This is a genomic window from Acinetobacter sp. AR_0276, assembly GCF_003000705.1.
Lineage (GTDB): Bacteria > Pseudomonadota > Gammaproteobacteria > Pseudomonadales > Moraxellaceae > Acinetobacter > Acinetobacter nosocomialis.
Genome location: NZ_PSQO01000004.1, coordinates 1,641,358 through 1,660,639, shown reverse-complemented (window position 1 = coordinate 1,660,639; position 19,282 = coordinate 1,641,358). Strand labels below are relative to the sequence as shown.

16 protein-coding genes and 1 riboswitch are annotated in these 19,282 nt (G+C 40.6%); of the genes, 14 read left to right on the top strand and 2 right to left on the bottom strand.

The annotated features are described in order from the left end of the window. The first annotated feature begins 134 nt into the window (after positions 1-134). Together ftsZ and lpxC are read left to right on the top strand one after the other, a co-directional pair. On the top strand, positions 135-1,310 hold the full coding sequence (ftsZ, locus tag CSB87_RS08740; RefSeq protein WP_002053783.1) for a cell division protein FtsZ: 1,176 nt from the start codon (positions 135-137) through the stop codon (positions 1,308-1,310). Between the two features lie 110 nt (positions 1,311-1,420). Continuing rightward, positions 1,421-2,323 (top strand): UDP-3-O-acyl-N-acetylglucosamine deacetylase, encoded by a 903-nt coding sequence (gene lpxC / locus CSB87_RS08735; protein ID WP_004711487.1) that lies wholly within the window; start codon positions 1,421-1,423, stop codon positions 2,321-2,323. Positions 2,324-2,420: 97 nt separating this feature from the next. Here lpxC and CSB87_RS08730 read toward each other — a convergent pair whose 3' ends face one another. Further along, positions 2,421-2,861 (bottom strand): DciA family protein, encoded by a 441-nt coding sequence (locus tag CSB87_RS08730; RefSeq protein ID WP_004711488.1) that lies wholly within the window; start codon positions 2,859-2,861, stop codon positions 2,421-2,423. A 107-nt stretch (positions 2,862-2,968) separates the two neighbouring features. On the opposite strand from CSB87_RS08730, the gene CSB87_RS08725 reads away from it, so the two are divergent. The 11 genes from CSB87_RS08725 (at position 2,969) to recJ (ending at position 16,837) form a co-directional block, all read left to right on the top strand. Beyond that, positions 2,969-3,661: a M23 family metallopeptidase gene (locus CSB87_RS08725; RefSeq protein WP_002053809.1), complete on the top strand. Its 693-nt coding sequence runs from the start codon at positions 2,969-2,971 to the stop codon at positions 3,659-3,661. Between the two features lie 250 nt (positions 3,662-3,911). Further along, complete coding sequence (gene aceE / locus CSB87_RS08720; RefSeq protein WP_002053926.1) at positions 3,912-6,629, top strand: pyruvate dehydrogenase (acetyl-transferring), homodimeric type; 2,718 nt, start codon at positions 3,912-3,914, stop codon at positions 6,627-6,629. A gap of 2 nt (positions 6,630-6,631) precedes the next feature. Beyond that, positions 6,632-8,614, top strand: a complete 1,983-nt coding sequence (locus CSB87_RS08715; protein ID WP_031953549.1) for a 2-oxo acid dehydrogenase subunit E2 — start codon at positions 6,632-6,634, stop codon at positions 8,612-8,614. 148 nt (positions 8,615-8,762) lie between these two features. Further along, positions 8,763-9,035, top strand: coding sequence for a hypothetical protein (locus tag CSB87_RS08710; RefSeq protein ID WP_031953548.1), 273 nt, complete (start codon positions 8,763-8,765; stop codon positions 9,033-9,035). Between the two features lie 36 nt (positions 9,036-9,071). Continuing rightward, a riboswitch (yybP-ykoY riboswitch) is annotated at positions 9,072-9,268 on the top strand. A 15-nt stretch (positions 9,269-9,283) separates the two neighbouring features. Further along, the gene (locus tag CSB87_RS08705; RefSeq protein WP_002053748.1) at positions 9,284-9,859 is read left to right on the top strand and encodes a TMEM165/GDT1 family protein; all 576 of its coding nucleotides are present in this window, start codon (positions 9,284-9,286) and stop codon (positions 9,857-9,859) included. Between the two features lie 266 nt (positions 9,860-10,125). Further along, positions 10,126-10,923, top strand: coding sequence for an MBL fold metallo-hydrolase (locus CSB87_RS08700; protein ID WP_031953547.1), 798 nt, complete (start codon positions 10,126-10,128; stop codon positions 10,921-10,923). Between the two features lie 92 nt (positions 10,924-11,015). Beyond that, a complete protein-coding gene (locus CSB87_RS08695; protein WP_002053785.1) occupies positions 11,016-11,381 on the top strand; it encodes a YkgJ family cysteine cluster protein in 366 nt (121 codons plus the stop codon). Positions 11,382-11,516: 135 nt separating this feature from the next. Beyond that, positions 11,517-12,983 carry an IMP dehydrogenase gene (gene guaB / locus CSB87_RS08690; protein ID WP_002053986.1) on the top strand — a complete coding sequence of 489 codons (1,467 nt, stop codon included), beginning with the start codon at positions 11,517-11,519 and terminating at the stop codon, positions 12,981-12,983. 148 nt (positions 12,984-13,131) lie between these two features. Next, positions 13,132-14,469, top strand: coding sequence for a phosphoglucosamine mutase (gene glmM / locus CSB87_RS08685; protein WP_002053874.1), 1,338 nt, complete (start codon positions 13,132-13,134; stop codon positions 14,467-14,469). Positions 14,470-14,479: 10 nt separating this feature from the next. Beyond that, complete coding sequence (gene pdxH / locus CSB87_RS08680) at positions 14,480-15,136, top strand: pyridoxamine 5'-phosphate oxidase (protein WP_022576058.1); 657 nt, start codon at positions 14,480-14,482, stop codon at positions 15,134-15,136. Further along, a complete protein-coding gene (gene recJ, locus CSB87_RS08675) occupies positions 15,137-16,837 on the top strand; it encodes a single-stranded-DNA-specific exonuclease RecJ (protein ID WP_016803581.1) in 1,701 nt (566 codons plus the stop codon). A 43-nt stretch (positions 16,838-16,880) separates the two neighbouring features. Here recJ and CSB87_RS08670 read toward each other — a convergent pair whose 3' ends face one another. After that, positions 16,881-17,648 carry a putative porin gene (locus tag CSB87_RS08670; RefSeq protein WP_002053751.1) on the bottom strand — a complete coding sequence of 256 codons (768 nt, stop codon included), beginning with the start codon at positions 17,646-17,648 and terminating at the stop codon, positions 16,881-16,883. A gap of 392 nt (positions 17,649-18,040) precedes the next feature. On the opposite strand from CSB87_RS08670, the gene prfB reads away from it, so the two are divergent. Beyond that, positions 18,041-19,136 (top strand): peptide chain release factor 2 gene (prfB, locus tag CSB87_RS08665; protein ID WP_099143691.1). Its coding sequence is split into 2 segments (ribosomal slippage): positions 18,041-18,112 and positions 18,114-19,136, totalling 1,095 coding nucleotides; the frame shifts between segments, so codons are not numbered across the junction. Positions 19,137-19,282 lie beyond the last annotated feature (146 nt).

The window sequence follows — 19,282 nt, the reverse complement described above, 5'->3', positions numbered from 1 at the left end:
GAAGTTGTAAGAGAAAACCACTGTACTTGACAAGGTTTGTATTGCACAGCATTCTTAAAATTAGTTATTTTTGAAAATCAAGGCAGTATACGGGCTGAAGTGACTGCCATAATGTATTAGGAACCCTAAAGGTCATGGCCTCATTTGAATTTATAGAAGATGAACTAAACGATGGCAACGGTCAAGCCCGTTTCACTGTATTTGGTGTAGGTGGCGGTGGCGGTAATGCCGTTCAGCACATGGTACAGTCTGATATTCAGGGTGTTAAATTCGTTTGTGCCAATACAGATAAACAAGCACTTGACTGTATGAATGCCCCTTTCAAAATTCAGTTAGGTGAGCAAAGTACACGTGGTCTAGGTGCTGGTGCTAACCCTGAAGTAGGTCAGGTTGCCGCAGAAGAAAGCCGTGAAATTATTCGTCAGCACCTTGAAGGAACTGACATGGTATTTGTAACCGCTGGTATGGGTGGTGGTACAGGTACTGGTGCAGCTCCGGTTGTTGCCGAAGTTGCTAAAGAAATGGGGATTTTGACTGTTGGTGTTGTAACAACGCCATTTAACTTTGAAGGTCGTCGTCGTCAAAAATCTGCTGAGCGTGGTATTGAAGCGCTTGAAGCACATGTTGATTCATTGATTATTATTCCTAACCAACGCTTATTAAGCGTGTATGGTGATATTTCAATGAAAGATGCCTATAAAAAGGCAGATGATGTATTGTTAAACGCTGTGCGTAGTATCTTTGACCTTGTGGTTAACCGTGGTCACATTAACCTTGACTTCGCCGATTTGAAAACTGCAATGAGTACCCGCGGTTATGCAATGATGGGTGCTGGTTTAGGCCGTGGTGAAGACCGTGCTCGTCAAGCTGCTGAACAAGCCATCCGTAGTCCACTACTTGATAATGTGAATATTATTAATGCAAAAGGCGTGTTAATTAACATTACAGGTGGTGATGACATCACGTTACGTGAAACTGAAATCATTACTGATGTGGTTAACCAAATTGTTGACCTTGATGAAGGCGAGATTTTCTACGGTACAGTATTTGACCCAGATGCGCGTGATGAATTACGTGTAACTGTGATTGCAACTGGTTTAACACGTAATGCCGCTGATGCAGAACCAAGAAAGCGTAATACTGTAAGTCATACAGCAACTCAATCTGCACAATCTGTAGATGAAGATGACGTTCCAGCAATTAATAAGCGTCAAAATGCTGAAAATGATGTGAATAATGCACCAAGTTCATCACCGCGTTCTTCTCCAATGAGCATTCAAGATTACTTGAAAAATCAGCAACGTAAGTAATATAGCGTTCAATCTATTAAAAGGCAGTGTATAAACACTGCCTTTTTTTATTTTTGATCAATGACTAAATATGCTAACGTATAGCGGTTTTAAAAAAGAAGTTACAAAGCATGGTGAAACAACGTACTCTCAGTCGTGTGGTAAAAGCGAGTGGAATAGGTCTTCATAGCGGTCAAAAAGTGATGATCAATTTCATTCCACATACCGTGGATGGAGGTATTGTATTTCGCCGTATCGATTTGGATCCACCTGTCGATATTCCTGCCAATGCATTGCTCATTCAAGAAGCATTTATGTGTTCAAACCTTGTCACTGGTGATATTAAGGTAGGGACAATTGAGCATGTCATGAGTGCGATTGCCGGTTTAGGAATTGATAATTTAATCGTGGAAGTGTCAGCATCTGAAGTCCCCATTATGGATGGTAGTGCTGGACCATTTATTTATTTGTTAATGCAAGGTGGCTTGCGTGAACAAGATGCACCGAAAAAATTTATAAGAATATTAAAGCCAGTTGAAGCTTTAATTGATGATAAAAAAGCGATTTTTAGACCACATAATGGTTTTCAACTCAACTTTACGATTGATTTTGATCATCCTGCCTTTGCAAAAGAATATCAATCTGCGACTATCGATTTTTCTACTGAAACCTTTGTGTATGAAGTCAGTGAGGCACGTACTTTTGGTTTTATGAAGGATTTAGATTACCTCAAAGCAAATAATTTAGCTTTAGGGGCAAGTCTAGACAATGCCATTGGTGTAGATGATACAGGTGTTGTGAACGAAGAAGGCCTACGATTTGCCGATGAGTTTGTTCGTCACAAAATTTTAGATGCAGTAGGTGATTTGTATTTACTTGGTCATCAAATTATTGCCAAGTTCGATGGCTATAAATCAGGACATGCTTTAAATAATCAGCTATTACGCAATGTTCAAAGTGATCCGAGTAATTATGAAATTGTAACATTTAATGACGAGAAAGACTGTCCAATTCCATACGTGAGTGTGACATAAGTCATTGTCTTTATTTGGCTATGTTATAATGTAACAATAAAAACTGTGATTTTAATCACATAATAAGAACGATTCTAATTAAGGAATAGAAAGCTCATCATTTTTTATTGCTTGCCAAACGTAGTAAAGCTTGGCTAAGCTTAGGGTCGCTCACGAAGTCGGCAGCACTACGTAACATTTCTTGTGTTTCCGGGGGGATGGATTTAGAAGGCTCAGATGGGGGCGCTGTAGGAATAGTTTTATTTCTTAAGCGAACTTGAATTCTTTGTAGGTCTTTTAGTCCTTCGAGTTGAGATAATTTAGATATATATTGGCTCTGTAAATAGCTGAGTTGACTAATCATTGCCTGATTTTCACCAGTAATAATTAAAGTGCCATTTTGATAACACACAACCTGCCATTGTTCCGGTTGGGGCAATAAGGGTTGGATTATTTTCGTAAGTCTTTGCCATTGCGCGACTTGCGTTGTTAGAAACGTAAGGTTTCCTGTTTTTATGTGTTTTCCGGATTGTTGAAAAACGTTATCGGGTTTAGACATTGATCGTTCTCGAATGATTTCTTGTCCTAATCTTAAGCGTTCATTTCAACTGATATCAAGGAAGAGATCATAAGGAACTTGAGTAAGAACAGTTTCAAGAGGTTTTTATGCACACGCGTCGTATTTTATTAGCGTTTTCACTTGCCGCTTCGGCTGCATCGGTTGCTTTTGCAGATTATCAAAATATTAACCAATCTACTGATTCAGATCGATTGGAACAGTTATCAAAAACATTATCTCAAGGTTCATATACACATCCTGATGATTTAGATCTTCCGGCGAGTGCTAAAGTTTCAGTCACTTTACGTCCTAAAACAGTTGAGCTCAATAATGACTCACTGGCCAAAAAATATGGTCATACGACTGCAAAAAATTCTTTTAATGCCTCTTCTTCAAATCCTTATTCTTGGTTAGTTTCTCATCCTCTTCCAGATAGCGTACGTGTTTCTTCTAACTTTGGTGGCCGTACCATGGGTGGTCGTGCAGAGCATCATGGTGGTTTAGACATGTCGGCACCAAGTGGTACACCGATCTATGCAACTGGTCCTGGTATTGTAACTAAATCAGGTTGGGGTACAGGTTATGGACAATATGTTGAAATCAACCACGGTAATGGTTATTTAACACGCTATGCACACGCTTCACGTTTATTAGTTCGTGTAGGTGACCAGGTTTCTGCTGGTGATCATATTGCTAACGTGGGCTGTACAGGTCGTTGTACAGGACCGCATTTACATTATGAAGTAGTTAAAGATGGTCAACGTAAGAATCCATCAACTTACTTAGCAATGTTGCCTTAATAGAGTTTCATAAAAGTTCAAGGTTATTAAATTTATGAATCTGAAATGAACATAAACCTTTCTTAACGCAATGATCGTATAAAAAAACGCCAATATTGGCGTTTTTTTGTTATTTTGTTTACTGCTCGGTCAATGACTATTCATTCAGAAAATAATAGAGCCCCCTCACATTCACCCGTGGCAATAACTTGAGAGGGGCAAAACGTGGTAAAAATACAAAGTAGATTAGAGAACAAGGAACAGGTGAATTATGGCGTTTTACGGTGACTCCGACGCACAAGAAACCCAAGAATGGCAAGATGCATTCGATTCAGTTTTACAACATATGGGAACTGAGCGAGCGGCATTCTTGTTGGAAAAACTTTACCAACAAGCAATTGCTAAGCATGTTCCAATTCAACGTCTCAATACACCTTACTTAAATACAATTTCTGTTGAAGAACAACCTGCAATGCCAGGCGACCAAGATATGGAACGCCGTATTCGTGCATTGATTCGTTGGAATGCCTTAGCAATGGTACTTCGCGCGAATAAAACAGGTGATGATTTAGGTGGTCACTTGGCGAGCTTCGCATCAAGTGCAACATTATATGACGTAGGTTTTAACCATTTCTTCCGCGCAAACAGCGATAACTTTGGCGGAGATATGATTTATTACCAAGGACACTGTGCTCCTGGTATTTATGCACGTTCATTCCTTGAAGGACGTTTAACTGAAGAACAGTTAAGTAATTTCCGCCGTGAAGTTGGCGGTAACGGTTTACCAAGCTATCCACATCCGTATTTAATGCCGGACTATTGGCAGTTCCCAACTGTATCAATGGGTCTTGGTCCAATCATGTCGATTTATCAAGCGCACATTCAAAAATATTTGATGAACCGTGGCCTGATCAAAGAAGAAGATCGTAAAGTTTGGGCATACCTCGGCGATGGCGAGATGGATGAGCCAGAAAGCTTAGGTGCGATCTCACTTGCTGGTCGTGAGAAGCTTGATAACTTAATTTGGGTAGTGAACTGTAACTTACAGCGTCTAGATGGACCTGTGCGTGGTAACGGTAAAATTATTCAAGAACTTGAATCGATCTTCCGTGGCGCAGGCTGGCGTGTCATTAAAGTAGTATGGGGCCGTCATTGGGATCCACTACTTGCTAAAGATACAAGCGGTGCATTAAAAGCACGTATGGAAGAAGCTGTTGATGGTGACTATCAGCGTTATCAAGTAAAAGGTGGCGCGTATACACGTGAAAAATTCTTTGGTAAGTACCCAGAAGCTGCGGAACTTGTAAAAGATTTAAGTGATGAAGATATTGATGCGTTAAACCGTGGTGGTCATGACCCTTACAAAGTTTTTGCTGCATATGCAGAAGCGATGAAAGCAAAAGGCCAACCAACAGTGATCTTGGCGAAAACCATTAAAGGTTATGGTTTGTCTGAAGAAATTGAAGCGGTAAACAAAACTCACCAAATCAAAAAGATGCAAATTGACTCTTTAAGATATGTACGTGACCGTTTCAATCTTCCATTTTCAGATGAGCAATTAGAAGAGCTTCCATTCTATCGCCCAAGTGAAAACTCTCCAGAAATGAAATATATGAAAGCACGTCGTGAAGCTTTAGGTGGATACCTGCCTGCACGTCGTCGTGAGAGTGAATCTTTAGCGATTCCTGAATTATCTGTATTTGATGCAGTGTTGAAAGGTTCGGGTGGCAAAGAGCAATCAACTACTATGGTGATGGTTCGTTTAATTGCTGCTTTACTTAAAGAAAAAGCGATTAAAGACCGCGTAGTGCCAATCGTTCCAGATGAAGCACGTACTTTTGGTTTAGAAGGTATGTTCCGTCAGCTTGGTATTTATGCTGCTCACGGCCAAAAATACACGCCAGAAGACCAAGAACAGTTAATGCATTACCGTGAAGCAAAAGACGGTCACATGTTACAAGAAGGGATTAACGAAGCAGGTGCGATGAGTGCATGGGCTGCGTTAGCGACAAGTTATTCAACTAATAACTTGCCAATGATTCCAATGTACATGTATTACTCAATGTTTGGTTTCCAACGTATTGGTGATATTGCATGGGCTGCGGGTGACGCACAAGCTCAAGGTTTCTTGTTAGGCGCGACTGCAGGCCGTACGACATTGAACGGTGAAGGTTTACAGCACCAAGACGGTCATTCACATATCTTGGCAAACACGATTCCAAACTGCGTGTCTTATGACCCATGTTTTGGTTATGAGTTAGCGGTAATCGTACATGATGGTTTACAACGTATGTATGTGAACCAAGAGCGTGTGTTCTATTACTTAACAGTAATGAATGAGAACTACGAGCATCCTGAAATGCCAGAGGGCGTTGAAGAAGGCATTAAACGTGGTATGTATTTATTCGAGAAAGATGAAAAAGCAACTGTCCAGTTACTTGGTTCAGGTGTAATCCTTCGCGAAGTGATTAAAGCTGCGAAAATCTTACGTGATGAATACCAAATCCATTCAAACGTTTGGAGTGTAACAAGCTTCAATGAGTTAGCACGTGATGGTATGGCATGTGAAGAATACAACCGCCTACACCCACTTGCTGAAGAAGTTAAAGAATCTTGGGTATCTAAACAATTACGTGGTACGGAAGGTATCGTAGTTTCTGCTACCGACCATATGCGTGCTTATAGCGAACAAATCCGTGCCTATCTTCCAGATGGTCGCCCATTTGTTGCATTAGGTACAGATGGTTACGGCCGTTCAGATACACGCGCGAACTTACGTAGTTTCTTTGGTGTTGATGCTGCACACATTGTTGTTGCTACTTTGAAAAAATTAGCTGACGAAGGTGAAGTAGACGCACGTTTAGTGAAAGATGCAATTTCTAACTTTGAGTTAGATACTGACCGTCCGGTTGCATGGGCTCCACAAGCACATCCGGAAGTTCAGCCAGTTGCTGAATACAATGAAACGCAAACAGGTGAGGGGAACTAAGCATGCAAATTAAGACCCCTGATATTGGTGTAGATAAAGCAAACGTCGCTGAAATTTTAGTAAAAGTTGGCGACCGTGTTGAAGTTGACGACAGTATCGTTGTGCTTGAGTCTGATAAAGCAACTGTTGAAGTGCCTAGCACTTCAGCAGGTGTCGTAAAAAGCATCTTGATTAATCAAGGTGATGATGTGACTGAAGGTGTTGCTTTGATTGAGATCGAAGCAGAAGGTGCGGCACAAGCAGCTCCGGAACCAACACCAGCTCCTGCGGCTGAAAAACCAGCTGCTCCAGCACCTGCACAGCAAACTCAAGCTTCAACTCAACCTGCTGCCTCTACATCAACTTCTACTGTTGAAGTGACTGTACCTGACATTGGCGTTGAAAAAGCATTGGTTGGTGAAATCCTCGTTAAAGTGGGTGACCAGATCGATGTTGAACAAAGTATTGTTGTTGTAGAGTCAGATAAAGCAACTGTGGAAGTTCCAAGTAGCGTTGCTGGTACTGTAGAAAGTATTCAAGTGAAAGAAGGCGATACCGTTAAAGAAGGTGTTGTTCTTATTCAAGTGAAAACAGCAGCTGCATCAAGTGCACAAGCAGAAGCTCCTGCTACTACACCAGCTCCAGCTGCAGCCGCTGAACCAGTTGCTACAAAGCAAGAAACTGTTGCGGCAGCTGCTACTCAATCTGGTCCAGTTGATATCAATGTTCCTGACTTGGGCGTAGATAAAGCAGTTGTTGCTGAAATCTTAGTACAAGTTGGCGATAAAGTTGATGTAGACCAAAGCCTTGTTGTGGTTGAATCTGATAAAGCAACTGTGGAAGTTCCAAGTACCGTTGCTGGTGTTGTAAAAGCAATTCACTTGCAAGCAGGCCAACAAGTTTCACAAGGTATATTGCTTGCAACAATTGAAGCTGAAGGCCAAGCACCTGCTGCTGCACCAGCGGCAAAAGCAGAAGCAGCCCCAGCTCCACAGGCAGCAGCACCTAAAGCAGCTGCTCCTGCTACAACACAGTCTGCACCTGCGGCGCCTACATCTGGCACTGATAAGTTAACGAAAGAGCAAGAAGCAGAAAACGCTAAAGTATATGCAGGTCCTGCTGTTCGTAAGCTTGCTCGTGAACTTGGCGTGATTTTGTCACAAGTTAAAACTTCTGGTGAGCATGGCCGTGTTGTTAAAGAAGATATCTTTGCTTATGTGAAGAGTCGTTTAACGGCACCACAAGCGGCACCAGTTGCTGCGGCTGCACCAGCAGTTTCGGGTTTACCAAAGCTTCCTGACTTTACTGCATTTGGTGGCGTGGAAGAAAAAGTACTGACGCGTTTGCAGCAAGTATCAATTCCGCAGTTGTCTTTAAATAACTACATTCCACAAGTAACTCAGTTTGACCTTGCGGATATTACTGAGCTAGAAGCTTGGCGTGGTGAGTTGAAAGACGGCTTTAAGAAACAAGGTGTAAGCCTAACAATTTTGGCATTTATTGCAAAAGCTGTAGCACACTTGTTGAAAGAAGAGCCTTATTTCGCGGGTCACTTAGCAGATGATCAGAAATCTGTATTGCTCCGTAATGAAATCCATATGGGTATTGCGGTTGCAACTCCAGATGGTTTGACAGTACCTGTACTACGTAATCCTGACCAAAAATCAATTAAGCAAATTGCTGTTGAATTGGGTGAGCTCAGTAAAAAAGCGCGTGATAAGAAATTAACACCGAAAGATTTACAAGGTGCTAACTTCACGATTACAAGCTTAGGTTCAATTGGCGGTACAGCATTTACCCCACTAGTTAACTGGCCACAAGTTGCAATTTTGGGTATTTCACCTGCAACGATGCAGCCTGTATGGAATGGTAAAGACTTTGATCCACGCTTAATGTTGCCGTTGTCATTGTCTTATGACCACCGCGTAATTAATGGTGCGGATGCAGCTCGCTTTACAAATAAACTTACGAAACTTCTTAAAGATATTCGTACTTTATTAATCTAATGCTTTGAAAGAACATACTAAACCTCGCTTCGGCGGGGTTTTGTTTTAATGTCTATTTGACTTAATTTTTAGGTTAATCTACAGATTAAGCAGGATTTATCGAGAGTGAGGAGAAATTTCTCGTTATTACATAAAGGAGAAGTAGTAAATGTTAGGTTTTCTGAAAATTATGTTGCCCTTACTATTGATTGTGTTTTTATTGATGGGATTATGGGTCAGTATTTTACACTTCCCATGGGAATGGATGACTTATGTGGTGATGGGTTTTGAGGTGTTTGTTGCTACTTTGATTTTGCCCTTTGAATATCAGGCTGGAACGAGCAGTAGCCCTATTGGTTTTATTCATATAAGTGCTTATTTTGCAGTGATATTAGGTATTGCACGATTAGTCGTGTGGGCGTGGATAAAATTTGTTACTTGAAAGTTTGAAAAATCGAGTGACTTGAATATAATAAACGCATACTTCATTGGGGAGTAGCCGCTATTCACAGCAAAGGTGAATAGGTGATGGTCAACATAATTGTTCAACAGAACATGGTCATCATAGCTTAAACGTCTCATCGTTTCTGAGTTGGCAAGACCTTTGATTTACCACTCTGCAATCATTTTATGATATTTGGCTAGCAGGAGGGGTAGGTCATAGGCATTTATGCTAGCCAGAGAACCGACATGCAAGAATTTCTGATTTCTACCTCGATTGTTGCCCTCGCTGAAATGGGCGATAAAACTCAATTGTTGGCACTTTTACTATCTGCGCGTTTCCGTAAGCCAATTCCTATTTTAATTGCGATTCTTTTAGCAACACTTATTAATCATGGTATTTCTGCTGTGCTTGGGCAATGGATTACCACAGTTCTAAGCCCTGAAATTTTAGTCTGGGTACTCGCTGTTGGTTTCATTGGTATGGCATTCTGGATGCTTATTCCGGATAAGCTCGATGATGAAACCGATAGTATTAATAAATGGCAAAAATTTGGTGTTTTTGGGGCAACCTTTATTTTATTTTTCTTAGCAGAAATTGGTGATAAAACCCAAATTGCGACAGTCGCTTTAGCTGCACGCTATGACAGTATTTTCTGGGTGATGCTAGGTACAACATTAGGTATGATGATTGCCAATGCACCAGCTGTATTTATTGGTAATAAATTAGCTGAACGTCTCTCTATCTCACTGATTCATAAAATTGGTGCAGCTATTTTCTTCGTTGTAGGTGTTTCTACGCTAGTACAGCATTATTTCTTCTAAGTTATTTTCAATTTGTATAAAAACGCATTCATGAAGAGTGCGTTTTTTTGAGCTTTGAAGAAGTTAAACTTTACGATATAGCTTATTTAAGAAATGTTAGAGGATTACTCAATTTCTTGATGATTCATTTCTAGAATAAGAAAAGTAAAATCTATTTTAAAATATTATGAGAAATATCAATTAATTCATTGCAAGCATTTTAGAATCCCTTTATTTTAGTAGGGATATAAAAATATCTAATATTTAAAATTTTTTTGGGGAATTGTATGGGGTTTGAAAAAACAACATCACAGATATTATTTGATAATGGCGTACATAAATGTATTAGTTTTACCAGTTTGGTCAAAGGGGAAGGCATACAAGCCAATCAATTTTTAATTATTGATCATGAACGAGCAGCCGTTATTGACCCAGGTGGTGACTTGACCTATGTTCCATTGACGATGGAACTTAATAAATATACTCGTCTTAAAAATTTGGACTATGTAATCGCTTCACATCAGGACCCAGATATTATTACTTCAATGCCTCGTTGGCTGGTTTATACCGATGCTAAGGTGGTGGCCTCTAAATTGTGGGCACGATTTTTACCTCACTTAAATTCATCATTTATGAGTGAGCGTATGAAAGGAAATTGGGAAGATCGTCTGATTGAGCTACCAGATCGTGGTCAAGTGATTCAACTAGGCGAATCAAAGCTTGTCATGGTTCCGGCCCATTTCCTACATTCGGTAGGTAATTTTCAGTTTTATGATCCAGTTGCCAAGATTTTATTTTCTGGTGATATGGGGGCTTCTATTGTGGAGGATGCAAGTCAGCCTCTCAAAGATTTTGATGCCCATGTGATGAAAATGAAGGCTTTTCATCAGCGCTATATGTGCTCCAATAAAGTTATTCGTTTATGGGTCAACATGGTCCGTCAAATGGATATTGAGATGATTGTACCTCAGCATGGTACTCCATTTATTGGTAAAGAAATAATTAATCAGTTTTTAGACTGGATTGAGACCTTACCATGCGGCGTAGATTTAATGACTGAGCAAATTTTTAGCTGTCCGACATAAAAAGTTATCTTCAATATCTTGAGTCCAATTTGAAATTTTTTTAGGATTTTGCGCGATAGAAAAAATTTTTGATGACGAGAATTTGAATAAAAATGTTATCTCAAGTTGCGACTCCAGATGAGTGCCTACGCTGTGGGGCGTGTTGTGCACATTTTCGGGTTTCATTTTATTGGGCTGAGGCCGAGTTAATGGATGAACATCTCGTTGAACCTTTAACACCCGTTTATTCGTGTATGCGTGGAACCAATCAAGCTCAGCCACGATGTCAGGCTTTAACAGGTGAAATTGGTAAAGAGGTAGGTTGTTCTATTTATGCTGTGCGTAGTTCTACCTGTAAAGAAGTACAGATTGCAGATGAACAGTGTAATAAAGCACGCTTGGCGCACCAATTGATTCCTTTGATTGAGGTAAGCCCAGCAGATTCAGAAAATGATCATGATTATGATCAGGTGAGTTAAATATGAGCTAACACGATAATAAGTGAGAAATATTTAGAGTAGGTAAATATCTATTGCTGAAAAAGGCAAAGATAATATGAAAATTGCATTGAAATTTGTTTATAATAGCTCACGGAATTTACCAGTGAGATTGTTATGCTGACCATCGTTCAAGAAGCGCTAACCTTCGATGATGTCTTATTACTTCCTGCCTACTCTACTGTTCTCCCAAAAGATGTCTCTTTAAAGACACGTTTAACTCGCGGCATTCATTTAAATATCCCATTAGTTTCAGCTGCAATGGATACGGTGACTGAGTCACGTATGGCGATTGCAATGGCGCAAAATGGTGGTATCGGGATTTTGCACAAAAACATGGATATTGCTGCTCAAGCTGCAGAAGTACGCCGTGTGAAAAAATTCGAAGCGGGTATGGTGAAAGATCCAATCACTGTAACCCCAGAAACCACAGTACGTGAACTTATTGCAATTACCAGCGCTAATAACATTAGCGGTGTACCTGTTGTTAAAGACGGCAAGGTTGTTGGTATTGTGACAGGCCGTGATACACGTTTTGAAACTAACTTGGAACAACCTGTTAGCAACATCATGACAGGCCAAGATCGTTTGGTGACTGTGCGTGAAGGCGAGTCTAAAGAAAATATTCAAGCATTATTGCAAAAGCATCGCATTGAAAAAGTTTTGGTCGTTGGCGAAAACAACGAACTTAAAGGTTTAATTACGGTAACTGACTTCCGTAAAGCTGAGAGTTATCCAAATAGTTGTAAAGATGATCTTGGTCGTTTACGTGTTGGTGCTGCGGTAGGTACAGGCGTTGAAACACCAAGTCGTGTAGAAGCATTGGTTGAAGCTGGTGTTGACGTCATTGTTGTTGATACAGCACACGGCCACTCTGCTGGTGTTATTGAACGTGTACGTTGGGTAAAACAAAACTTCCCTCAAGTCCAAGTGATTGGCGGTAATATTGCAACTGGTGATGCTGCATTGGCATTATTAGATGCAGGCGCAGATGCTGTAAAAGTAGGTATTGGTCCTGGTTCTATCTGTACGACACGTATTGTGGCAGGTATTGGTATGCCACAAATTTCTGCGATTGACAGCGTTGCTAATGCACTGAAAGATCAAATTCCTCTAATCGCAGATGGCGGTATCCGTTTCTCTGGCGATATGGCAAAAGCGATCGGTGCGGGTGCAAGCACAATCATGGTTGGTTCACTTCTAGCGGGTACTGAAGAAGCGCCTGGTGAGGTTGAATTCTTCCAAGGCCGTTACTACAAAGCATATCGTGGTATGGGCTCATTAGGTGCAATGGCTGGAGCGACAGGTTCTGCTGACCGCTACTTCCAGGATTCAAAAGCAGGTGCTGAAAAGTTAGTACCAGAAGGAATTGAAGGTCGTGTTCCATATAAAGGCCCAATGGGTAACATCGTTCATCAAATGATGGGTGGTTTACGTTCATCTATGGGTTATACAGGTTCATCAGTAATTGAAGACCTTCGCCAAAATGCAAAATTTGTGAAAATTACTTCAGCGGGTATGTCAGAGTCACATGTTCATGATGTAACGATTACTAAAGAAGCTCCGAACTATCGTGTTGGTTAGATTTTAGTAACCAAATCAAATAAGAAAGCCGTCAGTACACTGACGGCTTTTTGTTTTTGGTGTAAAGTAAATCTGATGAAAATAGATATGGCAGAATAGCCATATATGAAATGAGCCACGGCTGAAGTGGCGTAAAATGAGATAAGCTATGAGTTATTTTGGAACGGATGGTATTCGTGGAAAATTTGGGCAAATGCCGATTACACCAGAGTTTGCTTTAAAACTCGGGTTCGCCGCAGGGAAGGTATTAAAACGAACGAGTCCAAAAAATAAACCGCTTGTGGTATTAGGAAAAGATACACGTTTATCTGGCTATATTTTAGAGTCTGCTTTGCAGGCGGGATTAAACGCTGCTGGCGTATATGTTCACTTACTTGGACCATTGCCGACACCGGCTATTGCACATCTTACCCGTGCTTTACATGCGCATGCAGGTATTGTTATTTCTGCATCACATAATCCTTATTTTGATAATGGAATTAAATTTTTCTCAAGTGAAGGTAAAAAATTACCAGATTCATTACAGGAAGAAATTAATAAAGAATTAGAAAAAGAGTTATTTATTGATGATACTGCGAACTTAGGTAAAAGTGTTCGTGTAAATGATGCAAATGGTCGTTACATTGAATTTTGTAAGTCTACATTTCCATATCACTTCGATTTAAATAATTTAAAAATTGTTGTGGATTGTGCACATGGTGCAGCTTATAGCGTTGGTCCATCAGTTTTCCGTGAGTTAGGTGCCAAAGTTGTTGCTCTGTACAACGAACCAGATGGTTTAAATATTAATGAAAACTGTGGTTCGACTCACCCAGAAAGTTTACAAAAAGCAGTAGTTGAGCAAGAAGCTGATCTAGGAATTGCCTTTGATGGCGATGCCGACCGTGTCGTGATGGTTGATAAGTTTGGGAACTTAATTGATGGTGACCACATCTTATATATTTTGGCGACTCAAGCGAAAAACAAGCCAGTAGGTATTGTTGGTACTGTCATGAGTAATATGGCGCTTGAAATTGCACTTGAAAAAGCAAACGTTGGCTTTGTTCGTGCAAAAGTTGGCGACCGCTATGTATTACAAGCATTAGATGAAAATGGATGGGTCACAGGTGGAGAACCATCTGGACATATTTTAACGTTAGATAAGAGCACAACAGGTGATGCGATTATTGCAGCACTTCAAGTGTTAACTGTAATGGTTGAGCAAAATAAAGCGCTTCATGAATTGGTTCAGGACTTTAAATTATTCCCACAAGTGCTTGTAAATATACGTTTAGAACAAATGCTTGATCCATACTCTATTCCAGCATTAGTGACTGAGTTCAATAAAGCAGAAGAACAGCTTAAAGGACGTGGACGTATTTTAGTTCGTAAGTCTGGAACTGAGCCAGTCATTCGTGTCATGGTTGAAGGTGATGACGAACAAGAAGTGAATGCTTTGGCTGAACATTTAGCAAATGCAGTCCGTTCACAAGCGCAAGTTGCATAAGGTGTATGGCATGAGTGATGTCATTAAAGACTTAAGTGAATTACGTTTAAGCTATGAACAAGGTGAATTGTACGAAACACAAGTCGCGAGTAATCCGCACGAACAATTCTTAGGTTGGTTTAATCATGCCTTAGCCGCCAACTTGCACGAACCATATGCGATGTCTTTAGCAACTGCGAACGCTAGCGGTCGTCCGCATGTCAGAACTGTCTTGTTACGCGGTGCGACAGAAGCAGGTTATGATTTCTATACCAACTATGACAGCCAGAAAGGGGCAGATTTGGCAGAAAATCCATATGCTGAACTGTTATTTTATTGGCCTAGCTTAGAGCGTCAGGTACGAGTGGGTGGTCATGTCGTCAAAATTCCTGAACAGGAATCTACCGACTATTATCATAAGCGTCCACGTGATAGCCAGATCGCAGCTCATATCAGTACACCTCAAAGCGGTAAGATAGAAAGCCGAGAGTTGTTGCAACAGCGTTTTCAAGACTTGCAACAACAAGTTCAAAGCCGTGAAGTACTCGATAAGCCAGAGTTCTGGGGCGGATATCGTCTGCAACCGGACTATTATGAATTCTGGCAAGGACGACCAAATCGTTTACATGACCGCTTGAGTTATGAAAAAATCGACGGTCAATGGACATTGCACCGACTGATGCCTTAAATGACAAAAATACAAATTAAACAAAGACCTTTATTGACGCGCCCTGAACAGTTTCAGGGCGTGCCTCCGTTTATTGCCGAGATTTTGGCAAGACGTGGGGTGCAATCTGAACAAGAATTAGAGCTAAAACTTAAGAACCTGCTTGCTCCAGAGCTCAAAGGGTTGGACGCTGCTGTCGCATTAATGGACCAAGCCATCGATGAGCAGAAAAAAATTGTCATTGTAGGAGACTATGATGCTGATGGTGCAACTAGCACTGCTTTAATGATGCTCGTGCTTCGCGATATGGGAGCACAAGTCGACTATCTGGTACCAGATCGTTTCAAATATGGTTATGGCCTTACTCCAGCCATTGCTGAGCTTGCTTATCAAACTTATAAACCCGATCTATTAATTACGGTAGATAATGGAATTTCCAGCCATGCTGGTGTTGATGCAGCACATGCCTTAGGCATGCAAGTAATTATTACCGATCATCATTTAACGACCAAAGAAACCCCGCTTGCTGAGGCGGTAGTAAACCCGAACCAATTAGGATGTGAGTTTCCAAGTAAGGCGCTTGCCGGTGTTGGCGTTGCTTTTTATGTACTTGCCAATTTGGCGAGTCTACGCAATAGACAAGGCAAAAGCACAAGTAAAGTGACTCAATATTTAGATTTAGTCGCTTTGGGAACTTATGCCGATGTTGCTGTTTTGGATTATAACAACCGTATTTTGGTTGATGCCGGTGTAAAACGTATTCAGCAGCATCAGTGTCGAGTAGGGATTTTAGCTTTACTCGATATTGCTGGTCGGGAAGCAACTTCAATACGTGCGCAAGACTTAGGTTTTGTGCTTGGACCACGCATTAATGCAGCAGGGCGCATGGAGAGCATGCGCATTGGGATCGAGTGTTTATTAGCAGATTCGATGGAAACTGCTTATCCAATTGCTCAACAATTAAATCAGCTAAATATAGACCGCCGCCAAGTTGAAGGGGAGATGAAGCAACAAGCTTTATCGGCTTTAGATAATTTGCAGCTTTCACAGCAAGATATTCCAGCAGCGCTTGTTCTGTTTGAAGAAAACTGGCACCAAGGTGTCATCGGGATTGTCGCGGGGCGTTTGAAAGAGCAATTCCATCGGCCAACGATTGTTTTTGCACCCGATGAGGATGGCGTTCATATTAAGGGCTCAGCACGTTCAATCGATGGTGTTCACATTCGAGATACTATTGAGCAAGTTGCTGAACAACATCCTGAGTTGGTCAGCCATTTTGGTGGACATGCTGCGGCAGCCGGCCTTACGATTCGTAAAGAAAACTTTGAAGCTTTTAAGACAGTATTTAATGATTGTGTCGCTGCGATGGATGAATCAATCTTTCAAGCGACATTATGGACTGATGGTGAGTTACCTGTCTCTGCTTTGCAGTTAGATACCTTGAACTGGATTGAGCAGTTAGGGCCCTGGGGACAAAAATTTCCACTGCCTCAATTTGAGGGACATTTTAAAGTTATCGATTTCCGTTGGCTCAAAGAGACACACCTGAAACTTAGACTAGCGATAGATCAATACAGTTTCGATGCGATTGCTTTTAACGCAGCCGGCCGCTTCGAGTTTGATCCAATGCGTGACCATGTACATTTAGTTTATGAAATAGACCGTAACGTTTTTAATGGCAATGTGAGCTTACAGCTACGAATTGTGCATTTAAATCAATAAAAAAATCCGCTCAATTGAGCGGATTTTTTAAATCTAGGTAAGATTAGAAGCGGTATGCTGCACGAACACCATAAGTGTTGTCGTTATCACCGAAACCAATACGACCTTCAAGACTTACTTGCTGATTTAAGAATTTTTTAGCATTAATGCCCCATTCGTCTTTATCAGTTAAGTCATTGTTGTAGTAGTCCACACCTAAACTTAAAGTTTTATCGATGTAGTAGTCACCACGAACTTTATATTCGTCAAGGTCACCAAACGCGCCATACGCTTCAAGGTTTACGTCATGTTGACCAACTTGAGTTACGTATTTCGCACGAACGGTAGGATCTGCGCCGTCTTTACCGTCTTTTTCATCATAACCTTTAACACCCAAAGCAAGTAACAAACCTGGTGCTGGTAAGTAACCTACTTCTGCAGCATAAGTTGTAACTTTTTGGTCGTAGTTTGTGTTGTCGATTTCACGTTCATTTCTGCCTACATCACCGCTAAGGTAGAAGTCAGTGTTAGGAACATAGTATTCAACGCCTACGCCATATTGAGTATCTTTAGTACCGCTGTTATCGCCATAGTTAACGTGTGCGTTAACGTTGCTTGCACGGTTTAAGAATGCTGCTTCAGCAAGCGGTGCATTACGTGTTTGAACAGGGTTGAAATAATAAGTCCCATCAACACCAAATTTACTTACGCTGCTGCCGTTATCTGGATCAAGATAAGTGTAAGAACCACCAACTTCAGCTTGGTAAGCGTTTGCTGCGCCACTTACTGCAAGTGCAGATAAAAGAGCTGATGCAATTGCTAGTTTTTTCATGGAATCTCTCCCCTCTAAAAACGATTTTATAAATGTTTTGTTACAACTTTTAGTCTAGAGCAAAAACATTTACCGTCAATCTTGGGCAAGTAACCGGACTGTAACCATGTGCTTTTTCTGTAACTATATTTAATTTAAGATATTGATTTTAAAACATAAAAACATAATGTTTTATTTTATTAAAATTGAGGAGATTTTGTGTAGAAATTCAAAAATGCTGGAAAAGTACCCAATTTTGTATGGGGATGTTACGAATAAAGCTTAAAATCTTCTGAAAGAAAATTAAAAAATTTATAAATTGAAATGACAGTTATAAATTAAAGCAGGTTCGAAGATAACCATAGCTATGATAAAATATTCGACTGTTTATCTGTTTTTATGGGAACACTCGCGTGGAAATTAATCCTTATCTAAACCAATTGAAAGACTTAACTGATCGTAGCCAAACACTACGGGGGTATCTTTGACTACGATCTGAAAAAAGAACGTTTAGAAGAAGTTTTACGTGAGTTAGAAGACCCTGCGATCTGGAATGATCAAAACCGTGCTCAGGCAATGGCAAAAGAAAAGGGCGAACTAGAAAACGTTATTAACGTTTTAGATGGTTTATCTACACAGCTTGAAGATGCAAAAGCAATGCTGGATTTAGCTGTTGAAGCTGATGATGAAAGCTTGCTGGTAGATGTACAATCTGAGCTTGGCGCTGCCGAAGAAGAATTAGCAAAACTTGAATTCCGCCGTATGTTTAGCAACCCAATGGATCCGAATCCTTGCTATGTCGAGATTCAAGCAGGTTCAGGCGGTACAGAAGCACAAGATTGGGCTTCAATGTTATTACGTATGTATATGCGCTGGATTGAACGTCACGGTTTTAAAGCAGAACTTATGGAAGTATCTGATGGTGATGTAGCAGGTATCAAATCTGCAACGATTCGCGTTGAAGGTGAATATGCATATGGCTGGTTACGTACAGAATCTGGTGTACACCGTTTAGTGCGTAAGTCACCATTTGACAGTGGTAACCGTCGTCATACTTCATTCTCTGCGGTATTTATTTCACCAGAAGTTGATGACAATATCGAAATCGATATTAATCCTTCTGATGTTCGTACCGATACTTACCGTGCATCTGGTGCAGGTGGTCAGCACATTAACAAAACAGATTCAGCAGTTCGTTTGACGCACATTCCATCAGGTATTGTGGTTGCATGTCAGAACCAACGTTCACAACATGCGAACCGTGATCATGCATGGAAACAGTTACGTGCAAAATTGTATGAACTAGAAATGCAAAAACGTAATGAAGCAGCTCAAGCACTTGAAGACTCGAAGTCTGATATTGGTTGGGGTAGCCAAATTCGTTCTTATGTACTTGATGACTCTCGTATTAAGGACTTACGTACAGGTGTTGAAAACTCAAATACTGGTGCAGTTCTTGACGGTGATCTTGATCGCTTCATTGAAGCGAGTTTAAAGCAGGGGTTATAAGAGTCTTTTGAACTTTTAGTTCTTTTAAACTATTAAATTTTTAGCGATTAAAACGGCAAAGCAGTTCAGTGATCGGAAGTTAATCGGAAAAATACGATATGAATATCGAAAAAAATGGATATGAATATCGAAAAAATGCGATATTA

Bases quoted from the DNA above. Each gene is read 5' to 3' on its own strand.
- guaB (WP_002053986.1), top strand. From the start codon at position 11,517: ATGCTGACCATCGTTCAAGAAGCGCTAACCTTCGATGATGTCTTATTA.
- recJ (WP_016803581.1), top strand. From the start codon at position 15,137: ATGACAAAAATACAAATTAAACAAAGACCTTTATTGACGCGCCCTGAA.
- CSB87_RS08700 (WP_031953547.1), top strand. From the start codon at position 10,126: ATGGGGTTTGAAAAAACAACATCACAGATATTATTTGATAATGGCGTA.
- CSB87_RS08670 (WP_002053751.1), bottom strand. From the start codon at position 17,648: ATGAAAAAACTAGCAATTGCATCAGCTCTTTTATCTGCACTTGCAGTA.
- pdxH (WP_022576058.1), top strand. From the start codon at position 14,480: ATGAGTGATGTCATTAAAGACTTAAGTGAATTACGTTTAAGCTATGAA.
- lpxC (WP_004711487.1), top strand. From the start codon at position 1,421: ATGGTGAAACAACGTACTCTCAGTCGTGTGGTAAAAGCGAGTGGAATA.
- glmM (WP_002053874.1), top strand. From the start codon at position 13,132: ATGAGTTATTTTGGAACGGATGGTATTCGTGGAAAATTTGGGCAAATG.
- ftsZ (WP_002053783.1), top strand. From the start codon at position 135: ATGGCCTCATTTGAATTTATAGAAGATGAACTAAACGATGGCAACGGT.
- CSB87_RS08725 (WP_002053809.1), top strand. From the start codon at position 2,969: ATGCACACGCGTCGTATTTTATTAGCGTTTTCACTTGCCGCTTCGGCT.
- CSB87_RS08715 (WP_031953549.1), top strand. From the start codon at position 6,632: ATGCAAATTAAGACCCCTGATATTGGTGTAGATAAAGCAAACGTCGCT.
- CSB87_RS08705 (WP_002053748.1), top strand. From the start codon at position 9,284: ATGCAAGAATTTCTGATTTCTACCTCGATTGTTGCCCTCGCTGAAATG.
- CSB87_RS08730 (WP_004711488.1), bottom strand. From the start codon at position 2,861: ATGTCTAAACCCGATAACGTTTTTCAACAATCCGGAAAACACATAAAA.
- CSB87_RS08695 (WP_002053785.1), top strand. From the start codon at position 11,016: ATGTTATCTCAAGTTGCGACTCCAGATGAGTGCCTACGCTGTGGGGCG.
- aceE (WP_002053926.1), top strand. From the start codon at position 3,912: ATGGCGTTTTACGGTGACTCCGACGCACAAGAAACCCAAGAATGGCAA.
- CSB87_RS08710 (WP_031953548.1), top strand. From the start codon at position 8,763: ATGTTAGGTTTTCTGAAAATTATGTTGCCCTTACTATTGATTGTGTTT.